Source organism: Parcubacteria group bacterium (assembly GCA_041659505.1).
Taxonomy (GTDB): domain Bacteria; phylum Patescibacteriota; class Minisyncoccia; order Moranbacterales; family UBA2206; genus UBA9630.
The window spans coordinates 471,107-485,236 of sequence record JBAZYF010000001.1 but is presented as its reverse complement, the minus strand read 5'-3'; the positions used below and the strand labels follow the sequence as shown (position 1 = coordinate 485,236).

Here is a 14,130-nt window from a genome sequence, read left to right as displayed (position 1 = left end):
GATGAATAACCAAAAAGACACCAGAAAGTCCTGACAAACCTAATCATTAAGCCAATAAATATATGCAAATGCTACTCAACAATGGAAAAATCATCAGCAACGCCCCCGATATGTCCGAAAAGGTTCGCAAACAACTAAGCAGTCTCTGGCACTTTCCTTCGAAAGCGGAAGCCGAAAAAGAAAAAGAGAAATATTATACCTTTGATTACAAACGAGAGATCCACAGAAGAAACGACCAGCTCGAAAGCGAAATCAAGCCCTAAATTCTAGCCGAGGACAGAAAAAGTTTCTGTCTTCCCTAGAGTTTATCTAAATTATTAGATAACTCGGTTATTTAAAAACTAAATACGAGGAGAAATAAAAATGGAAAATTCGGAAAAAGTAAGACTAGCAGAGCTGGAAAATACTGTAGAAAAAATGGCCAATGCCACAATCGCAGCATTTGCCAGGGGTTTGTTCGGAGCCACCGACAACGGCGGGATGTACCAGATAAATCTTGAAGGTGATATAATGGTCGTCGCGAAACAGTCCTGGTCCGCTGATTGCAGTAGTGGTCGGTGTGGCGGATCAACAACTGATTATTCGACAAGATACGCTATTGTCGTAGATTTGTCGGGTGACCCTTGCGTTATTGGGAGTCGATATGGTCAATGCCTATATCGAACTACCCACGAGGGAGTGGTTGGATCGAGGATGCCGACGAGATTAATGTCTGCAAGAAAAGCAGATGGAAAGTTTTTCATACGCTTTGAAGGTGAAAAAGAATTCGAAGTTTGAAAACGACACATTACAGAAGAAAGGGGGTGAAAGTAATGGCAGGCGCGAATACAGGATCGGGCGGGAAGGGCAAAAATTTTAGCCCCAGACCCACAGCGACTTCGAGCCAAGTCGTAAAGCAAGGCTCAAATAAGCAGTAGAGTTTCCGGGCAACCAGATCAGCGAATCTGATTGCCCTTTCAATTAAGATTGCAAAATGGTTTGCAATTTTATAGAAAGCAAGTACTTTCAAAAAAAGGAGAAGCACTATGAAAATAGATAATAAAAAAAAGTGTTTGTTTGTGAAATTAAAGTACCTGCGATTAATGGGAAGGCACTTTTAAGCCATACTGGATATGGACTGTCGCCATACGACGATGGCAATGGCAATATTACAGCTTATGAACGTCTGCGGGCAATAGACCAATCCGAGAAAGTTAAGATTAGAGGGGGATTTGTATATTACGGATCTGGCCTCCGCTTTCGAAGAAAAATAATGAAAAAGGAGGGTGAGACATTTATTTTGTCAGAAGAAATTGATGTCAGAAATAGAATCGGGCGGTGGGTAGTATTTGAAGACGTCGATTGGCATTACCATTAAGAAGAAATTCACGGGCAACCAGATCAGCGAATCTGATTGCTCGCTCAATTAAGCTTTTGAATATTTTGAAAGTTTATAGAGTCAACTTTTTGACTGGACAAATTCATAAAATAGTGTATACTACCAAGTCAAAGCGCCGTATCGCTTTGAAGTTCCTGAAAAATCCAACCCGAGAGAGGTGTAAATATGCTAAATAAGGTCAACAAGGTGCGAGAAATAGCACATCGACAAATTGCAGAAAAATACTGCGGAAATCATAAGGATGCGGTTTCCTTGTTACGAAATTTTCCATTTTATTTTTCAACCGATCAAAACATCAGCCAACTTCAGATTGCAACCTACAATCTGGAATTGGATGGACGCGGCTGCCTGGGAAAAGTGGCTCAAGCCGGAGCAGTTGTGGAAAAAGAATTTCCGGAAGTTAAACTTATGCTTGGTGAGGTGTTGGAGGATTTTTTCTGTAATATCCTCCTGGATATACTCAAAAAAGATCCCGATCAACCGGATTCTTTTTTCGAAGAACTCCTGATGTATGAAGAACCACATAGCGTCCTTGTTGTTGATGGAAAACAATTTGAACCGCTCTCTATTCCGTTCGAAAGGGACGTTTCTCACCCAAAGATTAAAGCGCTTCCTTTTTGGGAAGCAGTTACAGCCTCAAGGCTAATTTCCATGGCTTGGCTGGAAAAAAATCCCTATCGCAAAATAAGGATTCTAGCCGAAGCGGAAAAGATTTGCCCCGGAATGATTGCTACCAAAGAGAATCTTTCCAGCTATTTGCTTTTAGTGGACGAGGAAAGGGAGGCGATCAAACTGGCGGAGGAAACTTTGTCCATCCGCCCAACTGCCCGATCGATGTACTTTCTTTACCTCCTAACAAAAGATAAAAAATACATCGAACTGGTTGAGACAAAATATTCACCAGTAGTCGTACATTTACTCGAAAAGGAGGTGATGCAAAGTGGACGATGAACTCTTCGATAAAATCAGAAATGGTTCCGAAGAGGATGCTCGCAAAGCATATAACAATATGCGAAAAAATAGCCTGAAACACGCTGTTATTGCGATCATCACGCGAAATCTTTCGCACGGCCTTGGCCGCCATCTGGCCAAAATACTCAAAAAGGAGGTATAGACAAAAAGACTTCAAGCCAAGTCTCTAAACATGGCTTTTTTTATTTGATCTATTCCCGTAGAGACGCAGCAGTGCTGCGTCTAGCACTTCAATAATAATAATAATAAAAACCTAAATCTTAATCTCCGGCAATAAATCCCACAAAAGTTCAAAGATGGATTTTTGCGTCAGAAAGATTTCCGCGCTTTCAATAATGATGCCCATTGCGTCTTTAGCTGAGATGATGGCAATTTTTTGGTGACCATAAATCATTACTTCATTGGAAAAAGGATATTTATGACTATCAATCATCTTGATCGAACGCAACTGCTCTTGATTTTTGGTAGCGAATTCTTTTTCGATGAGCGCCGACCGCGCAACGATGCCTTTATAGTAGATTTTTTTCTTCATTCGTTGCCGGATATATTGCCCCGCCCAGTCCAGACCAAGCACTTTTGCCACATCATCCGAAGCAAAAGCCAAAATTTCGCCTGAATGTTTCAGTGTGTCAGCATAAACTTCTGCCAATCCCGCACGTCCTTCATAGAACCTGACTTTTGGCCGAACCTTGTCCACATTACTCATTGAATCCAAGTTTGGCATGATCTGTGCCAACAGCACGGCGCGTTTTTGGATCAACACTTGCAAATCTTCCGGACTAGCCGCAATAAATCTTTTTTTCACACCACGCACGGTTTGCTTCATAATCCCGCTCTCCAAAAGCTCCGAAAGCAAATCATAAATCGTTGTGCGCTTTATTTCGGCCTTTTTCGCGATTTCTTTGACGGTCGTCTCGCCCAATTCCAACGCCGCCAGATATATTTTGGCTTGTTTCTCACTCAAACCGACTTGTTTTAGGGTAGAAAGTAGCATATTTTTGTTTTTTGTCGACTTTTTCGACTACATATTCAATATAGCAGATTGGCTGATTTTGTCAATATTATACTATTTTTAAGCCTATATTATCAATCTTGGCAAAACAGACTTTGCCGGTTTTCGTCGATATTATTGACGATTTGCTAAATTTGCGGTATACTGCGTAGTTAAGATAAATAGCCAGAGAGAAAAAGGGCTAATCTTAGCAAAACTAATCAATAAGCCAAAATCTATGCAAATGCGCCTAAATAATGGAACGATCATTGATAACGCCCCGGATATGTCGGATAAAAGCAGAAAACAACTCAGCGGACTTTGGACATTTCCCTCCAAAGCAGAAACCGACAAAGAGAAAGAGAAATACTATGTCATTGATTATAAAAGAGAATGGCAAAGAGAGTTTAACGAAAAAAATAGTAACCCTGTCATATGAATTCTAGCCAAAGACAGAAAAAGCTTCTGTCTTCCCTAGAGCTTATCTGATGTCAGATAACTCGCAGTTACTTAAAATACCAAATACCCCGCTACCGAGGGTTATATCGGAGAAGGAGAGAATCATGTTAGAAGGAATTTTCGCATCAATAATCAGAGAGCGACAAGAATTAAAACAAGCTGGATATCGAATTGACACCAGGAAAGTCGATGAAATTGGCAGAATTGATATCTACCAAAAATCAGATTACAGTGAAACAGGATTACTCGTTAAGGATGGTGAGATGAAGCTTGTTAACACAGGAAAACACTATTACACCGTCGCTGAAACTGGCGATAGGGAAAAATTTCGCAAAATGCATGTTATTGACATCAATAATGAATGTGTGTATTTCGCAGAATTTCCATACCAGCGACGGACAAGAGTCTATAAGGGAAAAATTATAGCAAAGGGCAAGAAGGAAGGGGAAAATAATTTCATGTTCCTAATAGACAAGTACGTGATTTGCGAGGAAGAAAAATATCAAACCACAAGACACTACTATTGCTGGAAAAATACCTTCGCCGACTATGATGGTTGGGAGAAATGGGAGGATCTCAATCTGGATGATTTGCAAAAGATACTCCTCGATAAACTGATAAAAAACGAAAAGAAGGTATAAGTAGTTTTTTCGGGCAATCAGATCAGCGAATCTGCTCTTGCCCAACAATAATAAAAAAACAAAGCCATGTCTCCAAGCATGGCTTTTTTTATTTTTTCCCTCGACAGCCATTTCTTCTCGTGCTAATATATCTATGCGAACTTGACTTGGTCTAGATTTTGCGTGTTTTTGCGCAAAATGTTTTACTAATTTTTAGCCAAAATATCCTATGAATATCCAATACTACGGACACTCTTGCTTCAAGATTTCTTTGAAACCCGCCGGACGTGGCCAAAACGAAGTAGTGCTTTTTATCGACCCTTTTGATAAATCCATCGGCCTGCGTCCGCCCCAAGGACAAGCGGATTTTGTCTTGGTTTCCCATGATCATCCTGACCACAATAACGTCGAAGCACTGAAAGGCGAACCGCGTGTCATCGATCTGCCCGGCGAATATTCCGTTAGAGGTGTGAACGTCATCGGCATCCCCTCTTTTCATGACGACAAGCAAGGCACCGAGCGAGGCCAGAATACAATTTTCATCATCGATGGAGAAGAATTGAAACTCTGTCATCTAGGAGACCTGGGCACCGACCTGACGGAAAAACAACTTGAAAAAATCGGCACAGTCAATGTACTTTTTGTCCCAATTGGCGGAAACTATACCATTGACTACAAAAAAGCCATCGAAACTATCAAAAAAATCGAACCAAATATTGTCATTCCGATCCACTTCAAACTGAAAGGAACCACGGAAAATATTGAAGATGAGACGAAATTCTGTTCCGAAATGGGCTATTGCGTGAAAGATAGGCCATCAAAATTGAACCTGAAAAGTAAAGATATGGAAGGAAAGAACATGGAAATCATAGTTATGGGTATTGAATAATCCCATATCTGTGACTTGCGTTTACCCTAAAAATAAGCTTATCTTTAGCCAGTACTAGCAAGATGACCTCCTAAACAGCTCAAGCTTAACAATACTCAAAAAAAATCAAAGAGGCCACGCGGCTTGAAGGTTGTTTTTAGGGTAAGCGTAAGTCACTACAAACAATGAATCTCCAAAGAAAATTGGAAGAAATCCGGCGTAAACCGGAACATATTAAACTGCGCTACACTTATGCGGCTGTGGCGATTTCGATGATTTTCATCCTGATACTCTGGTCTTTTTCCCTATCCAATTCCATCAGAAAGTCCACCATAAAAAAACAAAATGTTTTTGAAGATCTGCAAACACAAAAAAAATCCCTCAAAGATGCGACTGAAGACGTGAGAAAATCCATCTATGACATAAACACCAATCTAGAAAAAACCTCCCCCGACCAAAACGATAAAGCGCTTCCGACAGATGAAGAAAAAAATATAGAAACATCGCCGCTAACGGAAAAAACCACACAACCAGAACCTACCGACGAAACACCATTGCCAAAAGACGAAAATCAACCACCACTAAACAACACAAGACCTTTGCCTGACGTAATCAAACAATAGTAGAATTTACACGCTTGACTGAATCAGCCGTATTTTCTAAAGAATAAGGTTGTGAGGTGAAAAGCATAAGTCTTAAATAGAAAAAACCATTATGGAAATGAAAATTGAACTGGAAAATATCCAGGCCAGAGAAATAACTGAAGAAATCCAACAATCCTACCTGGATTATGCCATGAGCGTCATCGTTTCCCGCGCCCTTCCGGATGTCCGCGATGGAATGAAGCCGGTGCACCGCCGAATTCTCTACTCGATGTGGAACACAGGCCTGCGAGCTAACGCCAAATTCCGCAAATCTGCCACTGTAGTTGGAGAAGTGTTGGGAAAATATCACCCACACGGCGACGTTGCCGTCTATGACTCGATGGTTAGAATGGCGCAGGATTTTTCTCTGCGTTACCCGCTGGTCAAAGGTCAAGGAAACTTCGGTTCGATGGACGGCGACTCAGCGGCGGCTTATCGTTATACGGAAGCCAAGCTTTCCGCCATTGCCGAAGAGATGCTCACTGACATTGAAAAAAATACGGTTGATTTTGTGCCAAACTTTGATGGTCAGCACAAAGAACCTTCTGTTTTACCTTCCAATTTGCCTCAACTGCTACTCAATGGTTCAATGGGCATCGCCGTCGGTATGGCTACCAACATCCCACCGCACAATATTGTTGAACTGATTGAAGGCATCGATCACTTGATTGATAACCCAGACGCCTCCGTCGAAGATCTTTGCGAATTCGTCAAAGGACCCGATTTCCCAACTGGAGGTATTATTTATAATAAAAAAGACATCATTGAGGCCTATAAGACCGGCCGTGGAAAAATTCTCACTCGCGCTAAAGCGGAAATCAATGAAACCAAAGCCGGTGCATTCCAAATCATCGTGACGGAGATGACTTATGCTACCAACAAGTCTACCATGATCGAACGGATGGCAGATTTGGTGAAAGAAGGCAAGATTGTCGGCATCCGCGACATCCGCGACGAGTCTGATAAAGACGGCGTGCGCTTGGTCATTGAACTCAAAAAAGATGCTTATCCACAGAAAGTCCTCAATAAACTTTACGACCTCACTGACCTCCAGAAAAATTTCAACGTCAATATGCTCGCTTTGGTCAATGGCATTGAGCCGACTGTGCTCAATTTGAAATCAATTTTTGAATATTACATCATTCATCGCAAAGAAGTCATCACCCGCCGCACCAAATTTGATCTGGAAAAAGCCAAAGATCGCGCTCATATCCTCGATGGCTTGAAAAAAGCGCTCGATCACATCGACGCCGTCATCGAAACGATCCGTAAATCCAAAACCAAAGAAGAAGCGCATGCCAATTTGATGCGTAAGTTCAAATTTTCCGATCGACAGACCACAGCCATTCTTGAAATGCGTTTGCAAACTCTGGCTGGACTCGAAAGAAAGAAAATTGAAGACGAACTGGCCGAAAAACTACGCATTATTGCAGAACTGGAAGCGATTCTCAAGAGCGAAAAGAAAATCCTCGGCATTGTCAAAAGCGAACTCGACCGCGTCAAAGAAAAATATGGCGACGAGCGTATGACTCGCATTATCAAATCCGGCGTTTCCGAATTTAAACAAGAAGATTTAGTCCCCAATGAAGAAGCCATTATCACCATTTCCAAAGAAGGCTACATCAAAAGGATGAATCCGACTGTCTATAAGGTCCAAAAACGTGGTGGCAAAGGCGTAATCGGCGCCAGCACCAAAGAAGGCGACGAGATTGAAAAACTGCTTGGTATCATGACGCATGACAATCTGCTCTTTTTCACCAACAGCGGAAAAGTTTTCCAAACTAAAGCCTATGAAATCCCCGAATCATCCCGCATCTCCAAAGGTCAATCTATCGTCAACTTCCTTCAACTGTCTGGCGAAGAGAAAGTGACCTCCGTCATTGCTTTCAATAAAGACGACAACTACAAATATCTTTTTATGGCAACTGAAATGGGCACAGTCAAAAAAACCACGCTAGAAGAATTTGAAAATGTCCGTCGTTCCGGCCTTATCGCCATCAAACTAGACAAGGGCGACGCCCTCCGTTGGGTCAATGCGACAACTGGCACTGATGAAATCGTCATCACCACTTCTCTCGGCCAAGCCATTCACTACAAAGAATCCGATGTCCGCTCAATGGGACGCTCCGCCACAGGCGTGCGCGGCATCAAACTCAAAAAAGATGATCTCGTCGTGGGAATGGATGTCTTTTTCAAAGGTCAAAAAGGCAACCAACTGCTCGTCATCACCGAAAATGGTTATGGCAAAAGATCGGACATCAAATACTACAAATTACAAAAACGTGGCGGTTCCGGCATCAAGACAGCGGCAGTCACAACCAAAACCGGAAAATTAGTCGGCGCCAGCGTCATCAATGTTGATAATCTTGATGCTGATCTCATCCTCACTTCCGACAAAGGTCAAATCATCCGCATCGCCCTCGCCAGCGTCTCCACCCTCGGCCGCGCCACGCAAGGAGTAAGAGTTATGAGACCGCAAGCTGGGGATAAAGTTAGCGCAATAACCGTATTATAGACTTATCCACAACTTAGGAACTTTAAAAGACACCGCGTGGTGTCTTTTTTAGCAAATAAAAAATGCCTGCAAGGTTTCCATCCTTGGACAGGCTTTAAGTTGAAATTATTAACTCCTCTTACTTTGATCCGTTCTACCAATAAGTATATTATTGCATCAGACTAGGGCAGGATGTGCTCTCCAATGAAGATGCCGAACATATCCCTGAGCTTCTTTGGCGTAAAATCGTCGATGACGATCTCAAGTTTCTGCCCAGTAAAATCACTCTTTGCTCTAACTTCAAATTCACCAATAATTTCCGTGAGGCCAAGTCGTTCTAATCGCGTTTTCTGACTGTAGATATTACCAGCAGTAAACACCGTTACCGCCTTTCCTGATTCTTTGTATTTCTTAAGCAAATCGACAACAAATTGATTGAGTTGATTCGCACCAACAACCAAGGTCCCGTCGACATCGACGAACACACCATCAACCATATTTTCTGGCTCAGCAAGTATTCTTACTGGGGGAACTTTGGCTTCTTCATCAAAACGCTTGATTTCCATGAGGTCGTCATAAGCACAGCGATGAAAAGAGTCGGCGGCCTTGATCAATTCCAAAAATTCTTCGTTGTCAAAAGCTGATCCTTTAAAAGGAAAAGGATTTTCACCGGTATCACAAATAATATTGGTTATAGGAGAGGTGCAAACATTGTTTAAATAATTTCCACCTCCATATTCCGTCGACTTAGCTGAAATCATTATCTTGACAGTATAAGAATTTAATTTATTGACCAAATCTATCCTTCCCGTATCATACATATGCTCATAGAAATGCCCGATAGTATGACACACCTCCTGATAATCAACACTTTCAGGATTTATCTCATCTGTTACCTCTCTAGATGTAACGAGGTCGATCGCCGCCTCAAGCGTCTTTCCATAAAGTTCTCGTTCCAAGCAGAACCAAACGACATTCTCGATGGATCTAAGATCGTGATCGTGATTCCACCAAGAGCTGTGATGTAAGGCAGAAAGAACACCAGACCTCAAAAAATATTTTTTGGCATCAGGATCGGTCTCTTGAAGTTTCTCAAATAAATTTCGACTTATAACCTCCGGACAATGCGTTTTGTTTTGAAAAATCTTAACAAAAACTTCTTCATCAAGACGACTCTTGTCATCAGCCATACGATCCAAGCTTTGCATAATATTCCTCCTCATTAAATTAAGTATTTAGTATTCGATGCAAGCCGTATTTCGTTGTCAAAATACGGCTTGCGGAAATTCTGCACTTTAAAACGATTACCAAGTTATTTCAATTCCTGCCTCCTCGGTCAGTTTTCGAATTTGTTCCAGTTCTTCTTTTGGATATTTTTTTGGCGATCTTGGTTTCCTACTGCATCCAAAAATTGAATCAATCAAAAACTTCCTATATTCTTTCTTGGCAATTTTTATTCCACCAGCATTTGCCACTTCTTGCGCCTGTCTCAAGAAAAACAGATTATTTTTCCAGGGAGAGGCTCCTTCTGAGAGAATTTCCTTAACAATCCTCCGATATTCTGCTTTAGAGAATTTGAAGTTTTTTTCCTTAGACAACTGGAAAGCTTCTTTCGGGCAGCGTTCTATGTAGGCGCTGGCAATCCGATGGAAAGTGCTTTTGTCCAGCTTCCCATAATCAACCATTTCCACAGCAACCCGCATGCCGCGTTCGCCATTTGTAGCTATGCACAAGTCAATAATTTTCTGAAAATCACTTTCCGAAAACTTGGCGAAAGAATCTACTGTTTTAATGTCCACGATTGGCTTCGTATCTCTGCGGCCCAGATTCTTGCACACAAAAAACATGTAGTCGTCCATTGTCATTTCAAGCCCGCAAGCTTTTTCCGCCTCCTGAGCTTTTTGAAAATATTCAATAAGACCAAGCTGCAAATTATTTCTCATCATCTGGCGAAAATCAGCTTCCGTCGGTTCGATTCCGTTTTTTTCCGCAAACTTCCGAATATCTTCCGGATCGATGGCATACTTAAGTTTTTCTTCCATCTTTTTTCGCGCATACTCTTCGGTCGGGTTGACCTTCTTTATCTGGATGATTTTCTCGTTTTTCCTGAATGGTGAATCATTTTCGCCGAAGTTGAATTCGAAATTCACACTACGACTCCCGCTATTATTCAAGAGCTCGACCTGTATGATAACCTGGTTTTCATTATTGTTGGTCGCCTTGATCGCACCGATACCATTGACAGCGAGATGCTTCTGATCGAGATGCTGATAATCTTTGTGCCGCCAGTTCCATTCTTTGACTATCCTTTTGTGGCAACAAAAAACGTGCACCTGATCCCAATAACCGACACCGCGACCATATTCGCTGCGTTCTGATAATAAAACAGCGATATGTTCATTAGCAATAACCAAGCTGTCTCTGTCGACATACATCAGGATTTGCGCCTTCAAGTCATCACTGATTTTTATGTCGCCAAATCTTTCGATAAATTTCTGATTTTCTGCTGGATGTATTGTATTTGCCATTTTTCAATCTCCTTTTTTTAGTTCAATATTCGATGCAAGCCGTATTTTATTGTCAAAATACGGCTTGCGGTAAGTGGTTTTTGAATTTGACAGCGAGCCTATCTTTCAGGCGGATAAATTTTTTTAAATCCTTCTGGAATTTCAATGGGAAACAAAGACTGCTGCTTTGGATATCTATCAATATCCTTGCGAACTTTTTTCCATTGAAAACCAGCCTCATTACACTGATGGACTTCATCCGGACCTTCCGGATTATGAAGATATTTATAATATCGGTTATCCCCTTTTTTTTGAGAACAAGTGCATCTATCGGCTCTGACAATAATAACTGAATTTTCTCCACAGTTATTAAAGTCTTCTAAGATGGCATGTGGGGGCTTTTGCTCTTCCAGTAAATCATAATAATAAATCTCGCCATTGAAACCAACCTCAAGAATCTCTGCAAGTTCCCAGCTCTCAAGTGTTAAAGCGATAAAAACCTTTTTCACTGCCTTTAACATCGCTATCTTCATAATCTTCTCCTTTTTCATTATTTGATTGTTAGTGTACTATTAGCTATATTTATGACGCCAATTGCGTCGTCATATATAGCTTCTCCCGAGCATAGCACACCTTTTAAATTCTGTCAACCGTTTCGTCGTCACTATTTTCGATTGACAGAAAAGTCAAAAATAGCTATAATTCAAATAATCGCCTAAACAAAGTAAATATGCTAACCAAAGAACTGGAAAAATTAGGCCTAAACAGCCGGGAATCAAGGGTCTATTTGGCTCTATTAGGGCTTGGTGAAGCCACGATGCAACAAATTACTGCCAAATCAGGAGTGAAAAGAACGACGGTCTACGGCATCATCAAATCACTCAAAAGCCAAGGACTACTGCGAATCGTCATTGGGCAAAAGAAGATACTATATTCCGCCCAAAACCCCAAGAAAATCGAAGAAAGCCTGAAAGAAAAGCAAAGCGTTTTGGAGAAGATTATGCCCCAATTGCTCGTGCTCACTTCGGCGTCACCGCAAAAAACATTCATCAGTTATTTTGAAAATGAAGAAGGAATCAAAGACATTCGAAAAGATATTCTCAATCATGACGACCAAGAAGCTTTGATTTGGGCGGCAGAAGGAGCTAACGCCGGGTTATTCGAAGATAATCCGTCACAAGAAAAACCCACTTGGAAAATAATCGTTCCCGAAAATAAATCAGATGGAATCCATATCAGTTCCGCCATTAGGCTTGTTAAGGAAAATCAGTTTCCGATTGAAGCAGAGATAGCGCTTTATGGTAAAAATAAGCTAGCCATCATGCCCGCTGAGGAAAACGTCGGCGTCATTATCGAGAACACAAAAGTATTTAATACTCTAAGGGGAATATTCCTAGCCATCTGGGAATCTCTAAGCCACTAATATTCACACTATAAACAAAAATGACAAAATTAATTGGCTGACCGTTGAATCCGGATCCAGAGCGACGATCATTCTTTGGGAAATTATCGCCCAAGCGAAAAGTAAACAACCATCCGCTCGAATTTTTTTGAAAAATCTGCGCCTGATCGACAATCAAGATGTTGTTAATTTTGGCCAAAATGACATCTTTATTAACCTGGACGGCGAATTTGAATATGGCTCTGATTTTGATTTTATCGCGTTGGAAATGGTAAAAACCCTAAAGCTCAAGGTAGCAGGACGAAAGGCACAAAAGGGCCAGCAAGAAATTGTGACTAGCGAAGAAGATTGGACAGTGGGAAGCATGCTTTCCTTTCTGGAAAAATATTCCCTAATTTCATTTGATTTAAGCATCCAAGCAGACTCCACTCAGACAGACCCGGAAGCTGAGGCAAAAGCAATTATTAATCGCCTCTCTCTTTTTAATGAGGAAAATGTCAGTGCATTTACCACATCTGAAAAAATTGACGAGTTTCATGAAAGCGTGGAGATGATTGCAGAAAATCAAGCCAAAAGAGTCTGGGGGAAATTTTCTCAACTAGGAAAAGATTTTGATCCAGAAAATTCCAGCGGTGAAAATCCAGTGGAATTGGCCATTTTACTCTTAGGCTTTTCGCTGTATTTTCATAAAGAAAACGCCGAGAAAATTTATTGGATTCTTGACCGATTTGAAAAGGCCTACTACGAAATATATTCTTCTTCCCGCAAAGACGTCTCTGATGTCTCAAGCTATCTTTTCCTTTTACTTGGTGACGTGAAATATTATCTTTTTAAATTCATCTAGCTTATCTTGGTTATAAAAATAAAGTTATCCACAACTTAAACACTAAAAAAGACACCACAAGGTGTCTTTTTTTGATTATTCTATACTAGATTGGTATTATTTATTTTCCGGCAATGAACTCCAAGCTAGTTCAAAGATATTTTTCAAGCTTTTATATATTTTCGGACTTTCAATAATAAGTCCCATACCTTCATCATACGAGACAATCCCAAGCTTGCTTTTTCCATATAATAAAATTCCAACTTCAATATTAAAGATGTTTTGAGAAATGAGTTTTGTTTGGCGCAATTCTGTTTTATCGCGCCGAAAGTATTCTTGCATATCAGGCGTATCTGGAGCAAACGCACGCACCCAAATCTTTTTTTCTAGTCTTTTTTTAATATAGTAATCATTAAAAAAATCCTTGTCATCCTGGATAAGCAAGGCTGGAAACCAAGAAAGAATCTCTTGATCCGGATAAAGCAACGTGTCTCGATACACATCTTCCACGGCTCGTTTTTCTTCGAAGTACTTTATCCGCGGCTTTATATTAGTAAAATTCGTCATCGAAAGCAGTTCCGGCAGAATTTTTTCAATGGCTGATTTCCTTTGTTCCATTTTTTCCGCAATTTTCCGCGGATCTTCCGAAACATACAAAGTTTTATTGCCTTTCTTAATAAGACCAATAAGACCCTTTTCTTGCAAAGATTCAATCAAAAGATAGACCGTTGTACGCTTTATCTGAGCTTTTTTGGCCAATTTTGCGATGCTCGTCTCCCCCATTTCAAGGCAAGTCAAATAGACCTTCGACTCTCGTTCACTTAAACCCGCATTTTGCAGTTCTTTTTCAAGCATACTTATTTTGTCGTCAATTATGTCAACATTTATATTATAGCATAACCACGATAATAGTCAATATTATAGCGTAATTATAGGCTTTTTTAATTAAACTTCATATTTTCTTGACGTGAT

The 14,130-nt window shown here is 40.7% G+C and carries 17 protein-coding genes; 12 read left to right on the top strand and 5 right to left on the bottom strand.

Going from position 1 to position 14,130, the window contains the following annotated elements; all coding sequences use genetic code 11:
* Positions 1 to 62 precede the first annotated feature (62 nt).
* The 5 genes from WC848_02185 (at position 63) to WC848_02165 (ending at position 2,492) form a co-directional block, all read left to right on the top strand.
* Positions 63 to 263 (top strand): hypothetical protein, encoded by a 201-nt coding sequence (locus WC848_02185; GenBank protein MFA5961469.1) that lies wholly within the window; start codon positions 63 to 65, stop codon positions 261 to 263.
* Positions 264 to 363: 100 nt separating this feature from the next.
* Complete coding sequence (locus WC848_02180) at positions 364 to 777, top strand: hypothetical protein (protein MFA5961468.1); 414 nt, start codon at positions 364 to 366, stop codon at positions 775 to 777.
* Between the two features lie 271 nt (positions 778 to 1,048).
* The gene (locus tag WC848_02175) at positions 1,049 to 1,357 is read left to right on the top strand and encodes a hypothetical protein (protein MFA5961467.1); all 309 of its coding nucleotides are present in this window, start codon (positions 1,049 to 1,051) and stop codon (positions 1,355 to 1,357) included.
* A 186-nt stretch (positions 1,358 to 1,543) separates the two neighbouring features.
* Positions 1,544 to 2,329: a hypothetical protein gene (locus WC848_02170; GenBank protein MFA5961466.1), complete on the top strand. Its 786-nt coding sequence runs from the start codon at positions 1,544 to 1,546 to the stop codon at positions 2,327 to 2,329.
* Positions 2,319 to 2,492, top strand: a complete 174-nt coding sequence (locus WC848_02165) for a hypothetical protein (protein ID MFA5961465.1) — start codon at positions 2,319 to 2,321, stop codon at positions 2,490 to 2,492. Before WC848_02170 ends, WC848_02165 begins: the two co-directional genes overlap by 11 nt.
* Positions 2,493 to 2,603: 111 nt before the next feature.
* On the opposite strand, the gene WC848_02160 is transcribed toward WC848_02165, so the two are convergent.
* Positions 2,604 to 3,344, bottom strand: a complete 741-nt coding sequence (locus WC848_02160) for a helix-turn-helix domain-containing protein (GenBank protein ID MFA5961464.1) — start codon at positions 3,342 to 3,344, stop codon at positions 2,604 to 2,606.
* Positions 3,345 to 3,579: 235 nt separating this feature from the next.
* On the opposite strand from WC848_02160, the gene WC848_02155 reads away from it, so the two are divergent.
* The 5 genes from WC848_02155 to gyrA all read left to right on the top strand — a co-directional run bounded on the left by WC848_02155 (position 3,580) and on the right by gyrA (position 8,447).
* A complete protein-coding gene (locus tag WC848_02155; protein ID MFA5961463.1) occupies positions 3,580 to 3,780 on the top strand; it encodes a hypothetical protein in 201 nt (66 codons plus the stop codon).
* A gap of 124 nt (positions 3,781 to 3,904) precedes the next feature.
* Positions 3,905 to 4,441: a hypothetical protein gene (locus tag WC848_02150; protein MFA5961462.1), complete on the top strand. Its 537-nt coding sequence runs from the start codon at positions 3,905 to 3,907 to the stop codon at positions 4,439 to 4,441.
* 208 nt (positions 4,442 to 4,649) lie between these two features.
* Entirely contained in the window at positions 4,650 to 5,309 is a 660-nt protein-coding gene (locus WC848_02145; GenBank protein MFA5961461.1) for an MBL fold metallo-hydrolase, read from the top strand.
* Between the two features lie 164 nt (positions 5,310 to 5,473).
* Positions 5,474 to 5,911 (top strand): hypothetical protein, encoded by a 438-nt coding sequence (locus WC848_02140; protein ID MFA5961460.1) that lies wholly within the window; start codon positions 5,474 to 5,476, stop codon positions 5,909 to 5,911.
* A 91-nt stretch (positions 5,912 to 6,002) separates the two neighbouring features.
* Positions 6,003 to 8,447 (top strand): DNA gyrase subunit A, encoded by a 2,445-nt coding sequence (gyrA, locus tag WC848_02135; protein MFA5961459.1) that lies wholly within the window; start codon positions 6,003 to 6,005, stop codon positions 8,445 to 8,447.
* Positions 8,448 to 8,608: 161 nt separating this feature from the next.
* Here the strand turns inward: gyrA and WC848_02130 are convergent, their stop codons facing one another.
* The 3 genes from WC848_02130 to WC848_02120 all read right to left on the bottom strand — a co-directional run bounded on the left by WC848_02130 (position 8,609) and on the right by WC848_02120 (position 11,484).
* Positions 8,609 to 9,634 carry a hypothetical protein gene (locus WC848_02130; GenBank protein MFA5961458.1) on the bottom strand — a complete coding sequence of 342 codons (1,026 nt, stop codon included), beginning with the start codon at positions 9,632 to 9,634 and terminating at the stop codon, positions 8,609 to 8,611.
* Positions 9,635 to 9,730: 96 nt separating this feature from the next.
* Positions 9,731 to 10,954 carry a hypothetical protein gene (locus WC848_02125; GenBank protein MFA5961457.1) on the bottom strand — a complete coding sequence of 408 codons (1,224 nt, stop codon included), beginning with the start codon at positions 10,952 to 10,954 and terminating at the stop codon, positions 9,731 to 9,733.
* Positions 10,955 to 11,052: 98 nt separating this feature from the next.
* Positions 11,053 to 11,484, bottom strand: a complete 432-nt coding sequence (locus WC848_02120; GenBank protein MFA5961456.1) for a hypothetical protein — start codon at positions 11,482 to 11,484, stop codon at positions 11,053 to 11,055.
* A gap of 179 nt (positions 11,485 to 11,663) precedes the next feature.
* Here WC848_02120 and WC848_02115 point away from each other — a divergent pair, with 179 nt between their 5' ends.
* Both WC848_02115 and WC848_02110 read left to right on the top strand, forming a co-directional pair.
* On the top strand, positions 11,664 to 12,356 hold the full coding sequence (locus WC848_02115) for a helix-turn-helix domain-containing protein (GenBank protein MFA5961455.1): 693 nt from the start codon (positions 11,664 to 11,666) through the stop codon (positions 12,354 to 12,356).
* 127 nt (positions 12,357 to 12,483) lie between these two features.
* On the top strand, positions 12,484 to 13,179 hold the full coding sequence (locus WC848_02110) for a hypothetical protein (protein ID MFA5961454.1): 696 nt from the start codon (positions 12,484 to 12,486) through the stop codon (positions 13,177 to 13,179).
* 96 nt (positions 13,180 to 13,275) lie between these two features.
* On the opposite strand, the gene WC848_02105 is transcribed toward WC848_02110, so the two are convergent.
* Positions 13,276 to 14,013, bottom strand: a complete 738-nt coding sequence (locus WC848_02105; GenBank protein MFA5961453.1) for a helix-turn-helix domain-containing protein — start codon at positions 14,011 to 14,013, stop codon at positions 13,276 to 13,278.
* Positions 14,014 to 14,130 lie beyond the last annotated feature (117 nt).

Excerpts from the sequence above, each read along its gene's own strand:
- WC848_02170 (MFA5961466.1), top strand. The coding sequence starts at position 1,544 with ATGCTAAATAAGGTCAACAAGGTGCGAGAAATAGCACATCGACAAATT.
- gyrA (MFA5961459.1), top strand. The coding sequence starts at position 6,003 with ATGGAAATGAAAATTGAACTGGAAAATATCCAGGCCAGAGAAATAACT.
- WC848_02115 (MFA5961455.1), top strand. The coding sequence starts at position 11,664 with ATGCTAACCAAAGAACTGGAAAAATTAGGCCTAAACAGCCGGGAATCA.
- WC848_02140 (MFA5961460.1), top strand. The coding sequence starts at position 5,474 with ATGAATCTCCAAAGAAAATTGGAAGAAATCCGGCGTAAACCGGAACAT.
- WC848_02120 (MFA5961456.1), bottom strand. The coding sequence starts at position 11,484 with ATGAAAAAGGAGAAGATTATGAAGATAGCGATGTTAAAGGCAGTGAAA.
- WC848_02180 (MFA5961468.1), top strand. The coding sequence starts at position 364 with ATGGAAAATTCGGAAAAAGTAAGACTAGCAGAGCTGGAAAATACTGTA.
- WC848_02125 (MFA5961457.1), bottom strand. The coding sequence starts at position 10,954 with ATGGCAAATACAATACATCCAGCAGAAAATCAGAAATTTATCGAAAGA.
- WC848_02155 (MFA5961463.1), top strand. The coding sequence starts at position 3,580 with ATGCAAATGCGCCTAAATAATGGAACGATCATTGATAACGCCCCGGAT.
- WC848_02145 (MFA5961461.1), top strand. The coding sequence starts at position 4,650 with ATGAATATCCAATACTACGGACACTCTTGCTTCAAGATTTCTTTGAAA.
- WC848_02130 (MFA5961458.1), bottom strand. The coding sequence starts at position 9,634 with ATGCAAAGCTTGGATCGTATGGCTGATGACAAGAGTCGTCTTGATGAA.
- WC848_02150 (MFA5961462.1), top strand. The coding sequence starts at position 3,905 with ATGTTAGAAGGAATTTTCGCATCAATAATCAGAGAGCGACAAGAATTA.
- WC848_02160 (MFA5961464.1), bottom strand. The coding sequence starts at position 3,344 with ATGCTACTTTCTACCCTAAAACAAGTCGGTTTGAGTGAGAAACAAGCC.
- WC848_02105 (MFA5961453.1), bottom strand. The coding sequence starts at position 14,013 with ATGCTTGAAAAAGAACTGCAAAATGCGGGTTTAAGTGAACGAGAGTCG.
- WC848_02185 (MFA5961469.1), top strand. The coding sequence starts at position 63 with ATGCAAATGCTACTCAACAATGGAAAAATCATCAGCAACGCCCCCGAT.